This window comes from Poseidonibacter lekithochrous (genome assembly GCF_018861145.1).
In the GTDB taxonomy this organism is placed as follows: Bacteria; Campylobacterota; Campylobacteria; order Campylobacterales; family Arcobacteraceae; genus Poseidonibacter; species Poseidonibacter lekithochrous_A.
Genome location: NZ_JAHKQT010000003.1, coordinates 97,760 through 113,837, shown reverse-complemented (window position 1 = coordinate 113,837; position 16,078 = coordinate 97,760). Strand labels below are relative to the sequence as shown.

The following is a 16,078-nucleotide window of genomic DNA, read 5'->3' as shown; positions in this document are numbered from 1 at the left end:
TTTAATATTTTTCATCATCTAACACTCAAACCTTCATCTAAATACCTAATAATAGGATATATAAAGAACTCAATAACTCTACGTTTACCTACTTTTATCTCAGCAGTTACACTCATACCTGCTTCTAGGTATCGCTCTTTACCTTCAACCATCAAAGTTTCTCCATTTGGTTCAATTTTAACTTCATATATTGGTCCTAGCTTTTCATCATCAAGGGAAAAATTTCCTACATTGATAATCTTTCCTTCAAAAAATCCATATTTTTGAAAAGAGAAAGTATCTATTTTGATTTTTGAAATCATGTCATTTTTTATAAAACCTATATCTTGGTTTAGTACATTTACTTTTACTATTAGTTGTGCATCTTTTGGAACTATAGATATTAGTTTTTCAGCTGGTGTTACTACACCACCTATTGTATTTATCATCATCTTTGCTACAAAGCCATCTGTTGGAGAGATTATAGATTGTTTTTTATTTTGGAATTTTATTGTGTTTATTTCTGATTCTAGGTTTCTTTGTTCTTTTAAGTTTATGATATTCTTTTGTAAGTCATCACTTGGGTAATGGAGTTTAGACATCTATTTTAACCTTAGTTCATATACTGTATATTAAGGATTATAGCTATTTATTTTAAATTAGTTATTAAATAATAATTTAAAATAGTTAAAAAGATTACTTATTTGAGAAGTGTTTATGGGAGAATAAAGTGATTAAGGCATAAAAAAAGGAAAGCTTAAAAAGCTTTCCTTTTATTCATTCATTCCTGCGAAAAATTCCGCATTGTTTTTAGTTTTTTGCATTTTTGAGTAAAGAAACTTTAAAGCTTCAACTTCATCCATTGAAGCAATTGCATTTCTTAAAATCCATGTTTTTTGTAAGATTTCAGGAGTAAGAAGTAATTCTTCTTTTCTAGTACCAGATTTAATAATATCAAGAGCAGGATAAACTCTTTTATTAGCTGCATTTCTTGATAATACAACTTCACTATTACCAGTACCTTTGAACTCTTCAAAAATAACTTCATCCATTTTTGAACCAGTTTCAATTAAAGCAGTTGAAATAATAGTCAAACTTCCACCCTCTTCAATATTACGTGCAGCCCCAAAGAATCTTTTTGGTTTATGTAATGCATTTGCATCAACTCCACCTGAAAGTACTTTTCCAGAACTTGGAGTTACAGTATTATAAGCACGTGCTAGTCTTGTAATTGAGTCTAATAAAATAACTACATCTTTTTTCATCTCTACAAGTCTTTTTGCTTTTTCAATAACAATTTCAGCAACTCTTACATGGTTTTGAGCAGGTAAATCAAAAGTAGAAGAATAAACTTCACCTTTTACACTTCTTTGCATATCTGTAACTTCTTCTGGTCTTTCATCTATTAGTAATACCATTAAAGTAACTTCAGGATGATTTTTAGAAATACCATGAGCTAAATCTTTTAAAAGTTCAGTCTTACCTGTCTTAGGAGGTGCAACGATTAAACCTCTTTGCCCTTTTCCCATTGGAGCAAATAAATCTAACATTCTTCCTGTCATCTTTTTTGAGTCATATTCAAATTTAAATTTATCTGTTGAGTATAGAGGAGTTAAGTTATCAAATAATGGTCTATTTTTTGATTCTTTTATTGGTAGGTAGTTAATAGCTTCGATTTTTAATAGTGCGTTATATTTTTCACTATCTTTATTAGGAGGCCTAACCTGCCCCGAGACGATGTCTCCAGTTCTAAGTGCAAATTTTCTAATTTGCGTTGCACTTACATAAGAATCATTAGAAGTATCAGAAAAGTTACCATCAATAGCTCGAAGGAAACCAAATCCACCATCTTTAATCTCTAAAATTCCTGTAAATAAAATAAATCCACCTGCATCAATTTGAGATTTTAAAATGTTAAACATTAAATCTTGTCTTTTTAATTCTTGTGGGTTTTCTACATCAAGTTCTTTTGCGATTATTAAAAGTTGTTCTAGTGTAAGTTCTCTTAGTTGTTCAATTCTGTACCCTTCAACTGGTACGTGAGTTCTAGCTTTTCTAGGACTCTTTGTTGTTGTTTTGCTCTGAGTTTTAGACTCTTCCATTAGTAATATTTACCTTTGATTGTACATATTTTAGATTATGTAATTTTTGTAGTTTTTGTAGTTTTTTATTAAGTAATAATGTTATTGTAGTGTGAATTTTGAAATTTGTCAATTATTTTGACTTTTTATTAAATTTAAACATAAAAAAAGGTGCCAAGAAACTTGACACCTTATCTTATAAATAAGTAGTGATTATAAATCACCCTCATGTTTTCCTAAATATTCTGCAACACCTTCAGTTGATGCTTTCATACCTTCGTCACCTTTTGACCAACCAGCAGGACAAACTTCACCATGCTCATTAGTAAATAACATAGTATCAACCATTCTAATCATTTCATCAATATTTCTACCTAATGGTAAATCATTAATTACTGAGTGTCTTACAGTTCCATCTGCATCAATTAAGAAAGAACCTCTTAATGCAACAGCTTCACCAAATAATACATCATAATCTTTTGAAATTTGTTTAGATAAATCTGCAACTAATGGGTATTTAATTCTTCCAATTCCACCATTATTTACATCTGTTTCTCTCCACGCAAAGTGAGAAAATTGTGAATCTACAGAAACACCAATAACATTAACACCTCTTGAAGTAAATTCTTCTATTCTTTTAGAAAAAGCAATAATTTCTGATGGACAAACAAAAGTAAAATCTAATGGGTAGAAAAATAATACCGCACCTTTTTCACCAATGTTTTCATATAAATTAAAATCTGATACAATTTGACCATCTGCAAGTACAGCTGTTGCTGTAAAATCTGGAGCTTTTTTTGTTACTAACATATATATTCCTTTAGTTTTTGTTTAGAAGTGTATTATATAATAAATTTCAATAAAAAAAAACTAAAGTTTGCTTAAATTTTAAAATTTAAACAAATATTTATTATTTAATAAATATTATCCTTTCTTAGTAAATAAAACTAAATTATATACAATATAATAAAGACAAAGTTAAATATTAATTCAATTGTTTCAAATTTACTAGTTTTTTTATTAATATTAGTAATTACTCTTTTTTAAAGTTAGTTTTATAATTTGTGTGATAAAGTTTTTTAAATTTAAAAGGAGTTATATATGGCAGTAATAATTACAGATATTTGTATTAGTTGTGATGCATGTTTAGACGAGTGTCCAACAGAATCAATTGTAGATAATGATGAGAATCCAACAGGTGAAGATATTTATTATGTAAACCCAGAAACATGTACAGAGTGTATTGGTGATAATGATGCACCAGCATGTGCTGATGCATGTCCTACTGAGGGATGTATTCAATGGGATGCAAGAGATTCAGCAGCTAATCCAGTTAGAGATGGAAAAACAGCTGGTGAACCTTGTGTTGAAGACTAATATTTAATTAGTTTTACACTTTACATCACTCACAAAAAGGCAAGTAATTTTTAATTACTTGCCTTTTTTTTATTTTTTAGATATAATCCGCGACTTAATAAAAATCGAGGAATAACACTATGGAACAAACTTTATCTATCATCAAACCAGACGCAGTAGCAAAAAACGTTGTTGGAAAAATCTTATCAAGATTTGAAGACGCAGGATTAAGAATTGCAGCAACAAGAAAAATGCAATTAAGTAAAGCAGATGCAGAAGCATTCTATGCAGTTCACGCTGAAAGACCTTTCTTTAAAGACTTAGTAGACTTCATGATTTCTGGACCAGTTGTAGTAACTGTTTTAGAAGGTGAAAATGCAATGGCTAAAAACAGAGACTTAATGGGTGCTACTAATCCTAAAGAAGCTGAAGCTGGTACAATTAGAGCAGACTTTGCAGAATCAATTGATGCAAATGCAGTTCATGGTTCAGACTCAGTTGAAAATGCAAATATTGAAATTAATTTCTTCTTTGCACAAAAAGAAATTTGTTAATTATTCATTAATTAACATATTTTATAATGAAAATAGAATTTAAAAAAGCACCGCAAACTCCCAAAAAATTGGAAGTTATTGTTGATTCAGTTAAAATTGAAGGTACTTTTTGTAAAATGTCGCAATCATTAGTAAAAATTGATGCGATGTTAATTGGAAATACAGATATTGATTGTTGCCGATGTGGAATAACAGACAATATTGAAATTAATGAAAAATTAGATTTTTTATTATCTGACCGTATTATCAAAAATGACGAAAGCGAAGATTTAGTAATTGAAATAGAAGACGGTTTAATTGACTTTGATGAAATAATTCAAGGTGAACTAGAAGCTATTAAGAGTGATTATCATATCTGTGAACAATGTTCAAATGATAATGATGATTTTGAAAAAGAATTTTAAGGAGAAAATAAAATGGCAGTACCAAAGAGAAGAGTCTCTCATAGTAGAGCAGCTAAAAGAAGAACACACTACAAGATTACGTTAAAAAGACCAGTTAAAGATACTGATGGAACGTGGAAAATGCCTCATACAGTTAACCCAAATACTGGTGAATATAAAAGCTAATGCATACAATAGCAATAGATGCAATGGGTGGGGACTTCGGTCCTGAACCTATCATTGACGGGCTTATTAGTGCTTTAAAGAGCAATAATAACTTTACTGCAATAGCAGTAGGTAAAAAAGATGAATTATTATCTTTAATACCACAAAACTTTTTATCAAGAATTGAAATACTAGATACAGATGATGTAATTAGTATGAGCGATTCTGCTACAGACGCACTTAAAAGAAAAGAATCTACAATTTATAAAGCTATAGAATTAGTTCGAGATGGAAAAGCTGGAGCTGTTGTTTCTGCTGGTCATTCTGGTGCTTCAATGTCATTAGCAACTTTAAGAATTGGAAGAATCAAAGGTGTATCAAGACCTGCTATAGCTACACTTATGCCTACAAGCGAGAATCAAAATACATTAGTATTAGATGTTGGAGCAAATGTAGATAGTGATGCTAAAAATTTATTCGAATTTGCTGTTATGGGTCAAGTTTATGCAGAAGATGTATTACAACTTGAAGATCCAATTATTGGATTATTATCAAATGGTGAAGAAGAAAGCAAGGGTAATGAAGTTACGAAAGAAGCTTACGGTTTAATATCAAAAGTTCCCAATTTTGCAGGTAATGTAGAAGGTAGTGATATCTTCAAAGGAACAGTTGATGTTGTTGTTTGTGATGGTTTTGTAGGAAATATCCTATTAAAAACTGCCGAAGGTGTTGCAGATACTATCGGTAAAATCATAAAGAAAAGTCTTAAGAGATCATTAATTTCAATTGCTGGTGCAGTGCTAATGCGAAAAGTATTTAAAAACTTGAAAGTTAGAGTTGATTATGCAGAATATGGTGGGGCTCCATTACTTGGAGTAAAAGCGCCTGTTATTATTGCACATGGAAAATCTAATCCTAAAGCAATACACAATGCAATTCTACAAGCAATTAGTGCAGCTAGTTCTAACCTTAATGAAGATATTGAGGAAAGATTAGCACGATATAGTAAATAATTATTATTTATTATACTTTTTTATATAAGGATATGTAAATGACATATGCAGCTTTTAAATCTATTGGAGCATATATTCCTCCAAAGATTATGACAAACGCAGATTTTGAGAAAATAATTGATACTAGTGATGAATGGATTACTAAAAGAACTGGTATTAAAGAAAGAAGAATCTCTGAAGAAAATGAAGCTTCATCTGATTTAGGAGCAAAAGCAGCACAAGTTGCTATTGAGAGAGCGGGAATTAATAAAGAAGATATTGATTTAGTAATTTGTGCTACTGTAACTCCTGATTATTTATGTATGCCTTCAACTGCATGTTTAATTGCATCTAAACTTGGTCTTCCTCCTGTTATGGCTTATGATATTAGTGCTGCTTGTACTGGATTTGTTTATGCGACAGCTGTTGCTAAAGCTTTTATTGAATCTGGTATGAAAAAAAATGTTTTAATTATTGGAGCTGAAACATATAGTTCAATTTTAGATTATACAGATAGAGGAACTTGTTTCATCTTTGGAGATGGTGCAGGAGCAGCTATTATTTCTGTAACAAATAATAAAGATGAAGCAATTATTGATGTAAATTGTTCATCAGATGGAAACTATGAAGATTTAATTAAAACTCCAGGTGGAGGATCTAAACATCCTTGTAGTCAAGAAGTTTTAGATAGTAAAATGGCTTGTATTAAAATGAAAGGAAATGAAACTTTCAAATTAGCAGTTAGAACTTTAACTTCAGATGTAGAAACTATGATGAAAAAGCATAATCTTACAAGTAAAGATATAAATCACTTTATTCCTCATCAGGCAAACAGAAGAATTATCACTGCTGTTGGAAAAGCTTTAGAAATGACTGAAGAGCAAACTGTGGTTACTGTAGATAAATATGGTAATACTTCAGCTGCTTCAATTCCTATGGCTATGAACTATGCATATGAGCAAGGAAGAATTAAAGCAGGTGATACTGTTTTATTTGATGCCTTTGGTGGTGGACTTACTTGGGGATCAGCACTATTCAGATTTGCACCTAAAAAATAAATTATTTATTAATATAAAAAAGGGGAAGAATAAATATTCTTCCCCTTTTTTATTTCTTTTAATTGACTTCTATAAGTATTGAATCAATCCCATATAAAATATTGTTCCTATAAAAATAGAAATCAAATAGTTCTTCAAAGTTAAATGTAAAATTGCAGTAAATAGTATAGCTCCAACTTCTTTTAAACCATAAGGTGCAATAGTAAAATTAATATCTTTCACAGAATACATTATTAAAATAGTCATAATAACAGCTGGAAAAAATCTTTCTATAAAGACTATGTATTGTGGTAAATCATTTTTTTTAAAAAATAAAAATGGTAAAATTCTTGTAAAATAATTAACTACAGTCATAATAATAATGGCCATATAAATCTCATAATTACTCATTCTCAACTCTTTTTCTAAATAAAAATATTAAAAGAAGTGCAAAAATAATTGAAACAATTAGCATTTTGTCACTGGGAACCATAAATAATGCTATTAAAGAAGCACTTGCTCCTATTATAAAAGGAACTATATTCTGTAAATTTTTATATTGCTCAATACATAAAACTACAAATAATGCAGTTAAAGAGAATTCCAATCCTGCTGTATTAAATTTTATATTTGAGCCTACTATTGCTCCTAGAGTTGAACCTGCAAACCAATAAAATTGATTAAAAGCTGTTAAGAAAAAATAATACCATCTTTTTTTTAATTGATCATCATCTTTTATAGTTGTAAGTAATGCATATGTTTCATCTGTTAAACCAAAGATTAAATAAGGTTTTAACTTCCCTGTCTTTTTAAATCTTTTTAATAAAGATAAGCCATAAAAAGATTGTCTTATATTTATAAACCAAGTTGCTATTGCAATATCTACAAATCCTGCTTTCGCATTAAAAAAGTTAATTGCAACAAATTGTAAAGCTCCTGCATATATAAATAAGGACATAATCGGTGCTAAATACCATGAGTATTCAAAAGATACTAATAACAATCCAAAGGCAAATCCTAAAACTCCATATCCCATCATAACAGGGATAGATACTTCAAATGCTTTTTTTATTTCATTTTTATATTTCAATCTAATTATTTACTATTTAAATTTTTTATTATTAGGATTATTTTTAAATACATTCATTGAGTTTTGCTCTTTATTTTGATTAAATTTGTCAACAGTTGCAACTGAGTTTATATATAAAATTGATTCATCTACAACTATTTGAAAAACACAATGTAAAGGAACTTTTGCAACTGAACCAAAGTTTTCACTTCCATATCCTGCTTCAAATGTAAGAAAATCATCATCTATAGTAACTGTTGTATAAGTATAGTTACTCAAAATAAATAGAGAAAACTTAACAAGCTGATCTTTTATAGCTTTAGGAAGTTCTGGATTAAATGTCATACCTTCAATATTTGCTGTAATTGAGAATTCTTGGTTATTATCTAATAAGAATTCAATTGTTTCTTTTACTTGTTTGCATACCAAATCTTTATATTCATTATTTTCTATAATATCTGTAATCATTTATTTAATTTCCATTTTTGAATTTTAGTGGTATTATAACTTATGAAACAAATAATTATGCTTATTTTTATTACATTTACCATTACAAATAGTTTTGCCTATGAATTTAAACTAACTAAAAAAGATTGGGAATATATTAATAACTCAAAGAAAAAGAAATTTATAGAAAATAGATTAGAGAAATATCAAACATTAAAAGAGAAAGTTAAAAACTATGAACTAATAAGGAAACTTTCCCATGTAAACTCTTTCATGAATAAGATATTCTCAAAACTAGATATAGATTCAAAATCATCAATTGACCATTGGGCAACGCCAAAAGAGTTTTTATTAGAAGGACATGGAGATTGTGAAGATTATGCTATTTCGAAATATTTTACTCTTTTAGAATTAGATATTCCAAAAGAGAAGTTATATTTTGGGGTTGTAAAAGTAAAAGGTACGAATACTGGACATATGGTTTTATTATATCTTGAGAATAAAGATGCAACTCCACTTGTGTTAGATAACTTAAGTTTTAGAGTAATTCCATTAACAAAAAGAAAGAAACTTATTCCAAAGTTTGCTTTTAATGAAATTGATTCATATAAATTTACAAATGAAAGATTTACAAAAAAAGTTAATGTTAACTGGGGAAAAGAAGATAAATGGAATAAACTTTTAAAAAGAATTTATAAAGATAAAGAGTAATCACTTAATTCATCAAAATCAATCATTGCATTCATAAGTGCAATTTTTTGCGCATCTTTTAACATATCTAAAGTGATATCTTTTTCTATTAATAAATTCTCATTTATATATCTAGTTCTTGTAGTACCTTTTAATAAATAAGATGAAGAAGTTATCCATGTACCTTTATATAAAATTGCAATATTTGCAATACTTGTATCATGAACAATACCATTTTTTATAATAATAATTTCATCACAATTATCTCTTTTTTTATAAAGTAAATCTAATCTATCTCTATTTGTAGATTTTTTAGAATATTCAATATTATCATCAAAAATTATTTTAAAAGATTTTATTTCTCTTTTTTTATATTCACTATATACTACATTTAAAACACCTTCATCATTATAAATCACTTTGCATTTTAAAAGTTTATTTGAAGGTGGATATATATAATCTTGTAAATTAATATTTAAAGCTATTGTATTTGCGATTCTATTACAATGATATGATAAGTTTAGAACTTCACAATCATCACATTTTATTGTCTCAAAATAGTTTTCTTTTTCCATAACTCTCTTTATTGTTTAATTTTATTTTCTAAAAAGGTAAATATATTTTATCTTTTAATTCTTCATATTCTAATTCTACTTTTGAATCACTAGTAATTCCGCCACCACTTTTATAAAATAACTCATTATCTTGTTCTTCAATAAATCTAATCATAACAGATGAATCTAATGATTTGCCATCATATACTCCAAACACTCCTGTATAAAATCCTCTATCATAATCTTCTATGTTTTTTAGTAATTCAATAGTTCTTTTCTTTGGAGTTCCTGTAATCGAACCTGCAGGAAGTAACGAGGTAAGAATAGTACCAATATTTTCATGCCAATTATCTTCTAGATTTCCAGATATCTTTGAACTAATTTGAAATAATTTTTTATCACCTGCATTTATTTTATCAATATATCTAAACTTATCAACTCGTACTTTTGAAGCAACTATTGCTAAATCATTTCTAAGTAAATCTACAACCATCGTATGCTCAGCCATCTCTTTTATATCACCTAAGATTTTAGCTTGTGCATTTGGAATTGAGGCATCAATAGTTCCTTTCATAGGATGTGTGTATATTTTATTTTTCTTTATTTCAATGAAACGCTCAGGAGAAAAACATACAAAATTAAAGTCATCTTTTTTAAATCTTAATTTAAATTTTGAGTGAACTTTATCATAAACCTCATCTAAAGAATATTCTGTCTTAATTTTTGTTTTTGCAGTTAGATTTAAAAGATAAGAGTTTCCCATTTTAATTTGCTCTTGAAGAAAATCAAACTTTCTTTTATATTCTACAAATGAAATTGGCTCTTTTAAAAGTCTAGTTTGATGTTTTATTTTTGAAATATGTTTTGAGTTTAATTTATATTTTATATCTACTGGAAGTTGTGATAATTTTTCAATATAAAAATCTTCTAAATCATATGAAAGTACAAACAAAAAAGGTTCTTTTTGCGAACCTAATTTATTTAGTTTATCTCGTATTGCTTCTTTGTTCAAACTAAGCTAATATAAGTTTTTTTAACACAGCTGCTCTTATTGCAACCCCATTTGTAACTTGTTCTAAAACTTTACATCTTGGGTCTTTTAACATCTCATCTGTAATATCAATATTTCTATTAACAGGACCTGGATGTAAAAGTAAGATATCTTTATCAGCCATTAATTCTGATGTAATACAAAAGTCTTTTGCATATTCATTTAAAGATTCAAAATAAGTTAAATTATGTCTTTCAAGTTGACTTCTTAAACTCATCACAATATCTAAATCATCAATTACTTCGGCAATTGTACTAAATTGTTTAAAATCATCACTTTCATATTTAAAGCAATCAGGAGCAATTAAATTTACTTCAATTCCAAATCTAGGAAGTAATCTTCTATTTGATCCTGCAACTCTTGAGTTTCTAACATCACCTACAATTCCAATTTTTTTGCCATCAGTTTTACCATCAAAATGCTCATAAATTGTAAATAAATCTAAAAGCGCTTGAGTTGGATGGGAGTGTCTTCCATCTCCTGCATTTAAAATTGGACAATCTACATATCCCACTAAAGTTTCAGGTAAGCCACATTCTGAATGTCTAATAATAATTGCATCTGGCTTCATTGCATTTATATTTGCAACGGTATCGTATATAGTTTCACCTTTTGATGTTGATGATGAGCCTACATCTAAAGATACAACTTCTGCACCCAATCTTTTAGCTGCAATTTCAAATGAACTTCTAGTTCTTGTTGAGTTTTCAAAAAACAAAGTTACTATAATTTTACCTTTTAAAATCTCATTTGGCTTAGATGTTAAAAAATCTCTTGCATCATCAAAAAGTGATAAAATCTCTTCTTTTGAAAAATCTGAAGTTCTAATTAAGTGCTGCATTTATTTCCTTTATTTTAATTTTGATTTTAGCAAAAAGCTCTTTAAAAATTAGAAGTTTTATGTATAATAGAAAACTTTTTTTTAGGAAATATTTTAATGAAAATACAAATACTCGTACTAACACTTGTTACACTTTTATTTACAGCATGTTCTATAAAACCCTTAGAACCAGTCAAATTTGAAACAATAAAAGAAGATATTTCTTTTACAAATGATATTAAACCAATTTTAGATAATAGATGTGTATCTTGTCATTCTTGTTATAACTCACCTTGTCAATTAAAACTATCATCTTTTGAAGGCTTACAAAGAGGTGCATCAAAAGAAGATATGTATGCAAATAGATTAAGTGCAGCAAATCCTACAAGATTATTTACCGATGCAGTAAATGAAAAACAATGGAGAGAAAAAGGTTTCTTTTCTGTTAGCGATACTCTTGTAAATTCTTTAGATAATTCAAAAGAATCTATTATGATGCAATATCTTTTTCAAAAAGATAAAAACCCTTTAAATATAGGTGAATATTCTCCCGAAACAGATGAATTATCTTGCTCGAAAAATAATGATGAATTAAGTGAATTTTTTGACGATAATCCCCATAAAGGAATGCCTTATGGTTTTCCTGCTTTAGAGAAAAAAGAATACAATTTATTAATGACTTGGTTAAAAAATGGTGCAAAAGATGATACTCCTAAAAATATTATTCCAAAGAAAGAACAAGTACAAATAAAAAGATTCGAAAAGTTTTTAAACAATAAAGATATTAAATACAAAGTTAGTGCTAGATATATTTATGAACATCTTTTTTTAGCTCATATATCTTTTGATGATAAAAGTGAAAACTTTTATGAACTAGTTAGATCTAAAACTCCAAATGGTAATGAAGTGGAGATTATTGCTACAAAATTTCCATATGATGAAGTAAAAGAAGAATTCTTCTATAGATTTAGAAAAATAGAATCTACAATAGTTCATAAAACACATATGGTTTATAAATTAAATAATTCAAAACTTCAAAGATATCATGAACTATTTATAAAACCAAAATGGGATGTAAAACCTTATTTAGCAACTTATGAAAAAGATATTGCAGCAAATGCTTTAAGAGTATTAGAGCAAATTCCAGCAAAGAGTAGATATGAGTTTATGCTTGATGATATTCATTACATCATTATGACATTTATACGAGGTCCAGTTTGTAAAGGTCAAGTAGCTCTTAATGTAATTCAAGATCATTTTTGGGTTATGTTTATGGATCCTAAATATGATGTATCTGTACATGATAAGTTTTTCTTACATGATAATATAGAAAATCTATTTATTCCTAATCAATATGGCGATAATCCAAGTATTTTAAAAACTACTTCTATTTTAGATAATTATGAACTTGCTAAAAAATACCAAGAAAATAAATCTAAAATATATAAACAATATTATCCAAAAGGTTTAGATATCAACTCTATTTGGAAAGGGAACGGTGAAAAAACGCAAAATGATTCGATGTTAACTATATATAGACACTTTAATTCAGCATCTGTTCATAAAGGTGCTTTAGGAAATATTCCTAAAACTTTATGGGTAATTGATTATCCTTTGCTTGAACGTATATATTATTCACTTGTTGCTGGCTTTGATATATTTGGAAATACACCACATCAATTATTAGTTCGAAAACATATGGATAGACTAAGAATTGAAGGTGAAAGTAATTTCTTAGAATATCTACCAAAACAATCAAGAAAAGCATATTTCTCTTCTTGGTATAAAGGTTGGTTAGCCTCACAATTAAGTGTTTATGTTCCATCAGGAAGTCAAAGTTCTATCTCATATAAAACAAATGATTTTAAAGAAGAATTTATTCAAAAAGTTTTCAATCATACAAAAATTAAAAAAGATTCAATTAATTTTATTGAAAAAGGATATATAAATTCAAAAATAAAAGAAAATTATGAGAGCAAAGAAGAAATTGAACAAACACTAAAATCCTTAACTCTTCCAAATAGTTCTGAATTAATTCAAACATTTACCAATTCAAAATCAAATCTTGCTCATATTAGAATAAAAATGAATAATAAAAAAGACTTAGTTTATTCTATTATTATAAATAGATGGCATGAAAATGTTTCTTTGCTATTTTCAGAAGAATCAAGACTAGATAGTACAAAAGATACTATAAATTACATAGAAGGATTTATAGGTTCTTATCCAAATATTTATGTTGAAGTTAAACAAAATGAATTAAATGAGTTTTTCAATCTTCTAAAAAATTATAAAAATAATGAAAATGATAAAAAGAAAATATTTAAATTTGTAATAAATAGAGCTAATCCAAATTTTTGGAAAAGTTTTGATTGGTTTAATAGTGAATTTAAAAGAAAAGATAGTTTAAATTATGGGTTAATGGATTTAAATAGATATATAAGTAAAGCTATTAATGACTAGTATATTAATAATTCGTTTAAATATTTTAGATATAATCTGTTTATAAATATAAAAAAGTATATACAATATAGGAAACAAAATGGTAGAACAAATAGATAAACAATACGTACTTCAAACTTATGCAAGAAATTATGTTAATTTTAAAAAAGGAATAAATGCAACTTTATTCGATGATAAAGAAAAAGATTATATAGACTTTACATCAGGTATTGGGGTAGTTTCTGTAGGACATGGAAATAAAAGAGTTGCAGATGCTATTTACAAGCAAGTAAGTAATATCACACACACTTCAAATCTTTATGCAATTGAACCACAAGCTCTTTTAGCTAAAAAAATAGCAGAGTTTTCAAACATGGATGTTGGAGTATTTTTTGCAAACTCTGGGGCAGAAGCCAATGAAGGTGCTATTAAAATTGCTAGAAAATACGGAGAAACTCAATTTGAAAAGAAAAGATATAAAGTTATAACATTAACTCACTCTTTTCATGGAAGAACAATTACAACTGTAAAAGCAACTGGACAAAAGGCAATGCATACTCCAAGTTTTGCACCTTATCCTAAAGGTTTTTCATATAATCATACTATTGATGATGTTTATAATGCAATCGACGATGAAACAGCTGCAGTTATGATTGAGTTAGTTCAAGGAGAAGGTGGTGTTCAACCCTTTCCTAAAGATAAGATTCAAGAATTAGCAAAGTTTTTAAAAGAGAAAAAAATACTTTTAATTATTGACGAAGTACAAACAGGTGCATTTAGAACAGGAGAATTCTTAGCTTCTAATTTATATGAAATTAATCCTGATATTATAACTATGGCAAAAGGTTTAGGTGGAGGTGTTCCAATTGGTGCAGTTTTAACTATACACAAAGATGTTTTAACTTTTGGAGATCATGGTTCTACTTTTGGAGGAAATTACTTAAGTACAAGTGCAGCACTTGAAGTATTAGATATTTTAGAAGAAACTAAAAACTCTGGAGCTTTAGATGAAACTATTATTCATTTCCAAAATAAAATAAATGAGCTTTATGAAAATAATAAAAAACTATTTACAAAAGAAGTAGGTCTTGGATTGATGAGAGGACTTAGAGTAATTGATGCAGATACATTAAGTGCAATTATTAAAGAAGCTTTTGATTGTGGAGTTCTTGTACTTAAAGCTGGAAAACATACATTAAGATTATTACCACCTTTAACTATCTCAAAAGAAGAAATAAACGAAGGATTTAAAAGGTTAGAGAATGCACTTTCTAAAATCAGCTAATATCAAAGTACTTTTATGTTCTTTGATATCATTAAATTTGTTTTCACAAACTATTTTAAATGATGATTCAATACTTTCAGAACCTAGAAAAAAGACTTTTGAGCTATCTAAGGATCAAATTAAAGAAGATAGTTCAAAACTAAAAAAAGATTGGATAAATCCAATTCAATACCAATTTACAAAAAATTTGGGAGAAGATTATAGTACAGAGAAATCTGTGATCTCTATAAATCAACCTATTTTTCAAAGTGGTGGAATATATCAAGCAATTAAATATGCCAATTCTACATACAATTATGCTTCATTGGAGATACAACAGCAAAGAAAAGAGCTTATTAAACAAGCTGTAAATTTACTATATAATATTGAAAAGACAAACCTAAATATACAAAAAGCAAAGTATACTCTAGCAAATGCAAAAATAGATGTAGATAGAAAAAAAGAGCAAGTTCTAAATGGATTTTTAGATGCTTCATTTTTAGATAATGCCCTTTTAACACTAAACACTACAAAAAATAGTTTAGTTGATTTAAAATACCAAAAACAAGAATTTATCAATAATTTCAATAATATTGCATCAAGTGATTATACAAACTTTGAGTTACCAACTTTTATGATATCTTCAAAAGAAGAGTTTATTAATAATAATATTGAAATAAAAAAAGCAAAAGCTGATATCACAAAAAAAGGAAATTTTTCATTTATGACTATGGCTAAATATCTGCCAAGTGTAAATGCCTATTATACCTATTCAAAATATCATGAAACAGATGATAATTCAGCACTAGATAAAGAAAATGACCAAACACTTGGTTTAACAGTAACTGTTCCTTTTGATACAAGAACTTTTAATGATATTGAAAGTAAAAAAATTGATTATTTAAAATCAAAACTTGATTTAGAAAATACAATTACAGATGAAGAGACATTTTTTAAAACTACTCTAGATAAAATTTCTATGATTGAAGAACGATTACAAATTACAAAAGAAGATTTAGAAGTTTATGATTCAATTTTAAAAATCATAAATGAAGAAAAAGAAGCAGAACTAAAAACACAAAGTGATTTAGATACACTTCAAAACTCACAAAAAATGAAATCTATTGAGCTAAAAACTTATGAGATTGATAAGCAAATAGCCCTACTTAATTTATATGTAAAACTACAATAAAA

General features: G+C 27.5%; 19 protein-coding genes. 10 read left to right on the top strand and 9 right to left on the bottom strand.

The features are described 5' to 3' along the window. Positions 1 to 14: 14 nt before the first annotated feature. The 3 genes from KO488_RS01415 to KO488_RS01405 all read right to left on the bottom strand — a co-directional run bounded on the left by KO488_RS01415 (position 15) and on the right by KO488_RS01405 (position 2,870). Positions 15 to 581 (bottom strand): HlyD family efflux transporter periplasmic adaptor subunit, encoded by a 567-nt coding sequence (locus KO488_RS01415; protein ID WP_216057000.1) that lies wholly within the window; start codon positions 579 to 581, stop codon positions 15 to 17. 171 nt (positions 582 to 752) lie between these two features. Next, the gene (gene rho, locus KO488_RS01410; protein ID WP_216056999.1) at positions 753 to 2,081 is read right to left on the bottom strand and encodes a transcription termination factor Rho; all 1,329 of its coding nucleotides are present in this window, start codon (positions 2,079 to 2,081) and stop codon (positions 753 to 755) included. Positions 2,082 to 2,273: 192 nt separating this feature from the next. Further along, positions 2,274 to 2,870 carry a peroxiredoxin gene (locus KO488_RS01405; RefSeq protein WP_152191287.1) on the bottom strand — a complete coding sequence of 199 codons (597 nt, stop codon included), beginning with the start codon at positions 2,868 to 2,870 and terminating at the stop codon, positions 2,274 to 2,276. A gap of 291 nt (positions 2,871 to 3,161) precedes the next feature. Here KO488_RS01405 and KO488_RS01400 point away from each other — a divergent pair, with 291 nt between their 5' ends. The 6 genes from KO488_RS01400 (at position 3,162) to KO488_RS01375 (ending at position 6,568) form a co-directional block, all read left to right on the top strand. Next, positions 3,162 to 3,437 (top strand): 4Fe-4S dicluster domain-containing protein, encoded by a 276-nt coding sequence (locus KO488_RS01400; protein ID WP_152191285.1) that lies wholly within the window; start codon positions 3,162 to 3,164, stop codon positions 3,435 to 3,437. Positions 3,438 to 3,556: 119 nt separating this feature from the next. Beyond that, on the top strand, positions 3,557 to 3,970 hold the full coding sequence (gene ndk / locus KO488_RS01395) for a nucleoside-diphosphate kinase (RefSeq protein ID WP_216056998.1): 414 nt from the start codon (positions 3,557 to 3,559) through the stop codon (positions 3,968 to 3,970). Positions 3,971 to 4,086: 116 nt separating this feature from the next. Next, entirely contained in the window at positions 4,087 to 4,374 is a 288-nt protein-coding gene (locus KO488_RS01390) for a hypothetical protein (RefSeq protein ID WP_228318949.1), read from the top strand. Between the two features lie 12 nt (positions 4,375 to 4,386). Beyond that, a complete protein-coding gene (gene rpmF, locus KO488_RS01385; protein ID WP_216056996.1) occupies positions 4,387 to 4,539 on the top strand; it encodes a 50S ribosomal protein L32 in 153 nt (50 codons plus the stop codon). Further along, positions 4,539 to 5,531, top strand: coding sequence for a phosphate acyltransferase PlsX (gene plsX, locus KO488_RS01380; protein WP_216056995.1), 993 nt, complete (start codon positions 4,539 to 4,541; stop codon positions 5,529 to 5,531). Before rpmF ends, plsX begins: the two co-directional genes overlap by 1 nt. A gap of 38 nt (positions 5,532 to 5,569) precedes the next feature. Then, positions 5,570 to 6,568: a beta-ketoacyl-ACP synthase III gene (locus KO488_RS01375; RefSeq protein WP_216056994.1), complete on the top strand. Its 999-nt coding sequence runs from the start codon at positions 5,570 to 5,572 to the stop codon at positions 6,566 to 6,568. A 69-nt stretch (positions 6,569 to 6,637) separates the two neighbouring features. On the opposite strand, the gene KO488_RS01370 is transcribed toward KO488_RS01375, so the two are convergent. From KO488_RS01370 to KO488_RS01360, 3 genes are read right to left on the bottom strand one after another with little or no spacing between them, the layout of a single operon-like run. Next, entirely contained in the window at positions 6,638 to 6,958 is a 321-nt protein-coding gene (locus KO488_RS01370; protein ID WP_216056993.1) for a branched-chain amino acid transporter permease, read from the bottom strand. Further along, positions 6,951 to 7,637: an AzlC family ABC transporter permease gene (locus tag KO488_RS01365; RefSeq protein ID WP_216056992.1), complete on the bottom strand. Its 687-nt coding sequence runs from the start codon at positions 7,635 to 7,637 to the stop codon at positions 6,951 to 6,953. Before KO488_RS01365 ends, KO488_RS01370 begins: the two co-directional genes overlap by 8 nt. Before the next feature lie 12 nt (positions 7,638 to 7,649). Continuing rightward, on the bottom strand, positions 7,650 to 8,084 hold the full coding sequence (locus tag KO488_RS01360; RefSeq protein WP_216056991.1) for a hypothetical protein: 435 nt from the start codon (positions 8,082 to 8,084) through the stop codon (positions 7,650 to 7,652). Between the two features lie 42 nt (positions 8,085 to 8,126). Between KO488_RS01360 and KO488_RS01355 the strand changes: the two genes are divergently transcribed. Next, positions 8,127 to 8,774, top strand: a complete 648-nt coding sequence (locus KO488_RS01355; protein WP_216056990.1) for a transglutaminase-like cysteine peptidase — start codon at positions 8,127 to 8,129, stop codon at positions 8,772 to 8,774. On the opposite strand, the gene KO488_RS01350 is transcribed toward KO488_RS01355, so the two are convergent. The 3 genes from KO488_RS01350 to KO488_RS01340 are packed head-to-tail and all read right to left on the bottom strand — an operon-like array spanning position 8,756 to position 11,199. Further along, positions 8,756 to 9,328 (bottom strand): aminotransferase class IV, encoded by a 573-nt coding sequence (locus KO488_RS01350; RefSeq protein ID WP_216056989.1) that lies wholly within the window; start codon positions 9,326 to 9,328, stop codon positions 8,756 to 8,758. The two genes, KO488_RS01355 and KO488_RS01350, sit on opposite strands and share 19 nt — an antisense overlap. Before the next feature lie 28 nt (positions 9,329 to 9,356). After that, positions 9,357 to 10,319: an aminodeoxychorismate synthase component I gene (locus KO488_RS01345; protein ID WP_216056988.1), complete on the bottom strand. Its 963-nt coding sequence runs from the start codon at positions 10,317 to 10,319 to the stop codon at positions 9,357 to 9,359. A gap of 1 nt (position 10,320) precedes the next feature. Further along, positions 10,321 to 11,199, bottom strand: coding sequence for an aspartate carbamoyltransferase catalytic subunit (locus KO488_RS01340; RefSeq protein WP_216056987.1), 879 nt, complete (start codon positions 11,197 to 11,199; stop codon positions 10,321 to 10,323). A 96-nt stretch (positions 11,200 to 11,295) separates the two neighbouring features. Here KO488_RS01340 and KO488_RS01335 point away from each other — a divergent pair, with 96 nt between their 5' ends. From KO488_RS01335 to KO488_RS01325, 3 genes are all read left to right on the top strand, one after another. Then, positions 11,296 to 13,641: a fatty acid cis/trans isomerase gene (locus KO488_RS01335; protein WP_216056986.1), complete on the top strand. Its 2,346-nt coding sequence runs from the start codon at positions 11,296 to 11,298 to the stop codon at positions 13,639 to 13,641. A 79-nt stretch (positions 13,642 to 13,720) separates the two neighbouring features. Further along, positions 13,721 to 14,905, top strand: coding sequence for an aspartate aminotransferase family protein (locus KO488_RS01330; protein ID WP_216056985.1), 1,185 nt, complete (start codon positions 13,721 to 13,723; stop codon positions 14,903 to 14,905). Continuing rightward, positions 14,883 to 16,076, top strand: coding sequence for a TolC family protein (locus KO488_RS01325; RefSeq protein ID WP_216056984.1), 1,194 nt, complete (start codon positions 14,883 to 14,885; stop codon positions 16,074 to 16,076). Before KO488_RS01330 ends, KO488_RS01325 begins: the two co-directional genes overlap by 23 nt. Positions 16,077 to 16,078 lie beyond the last annotated feature (2 nt).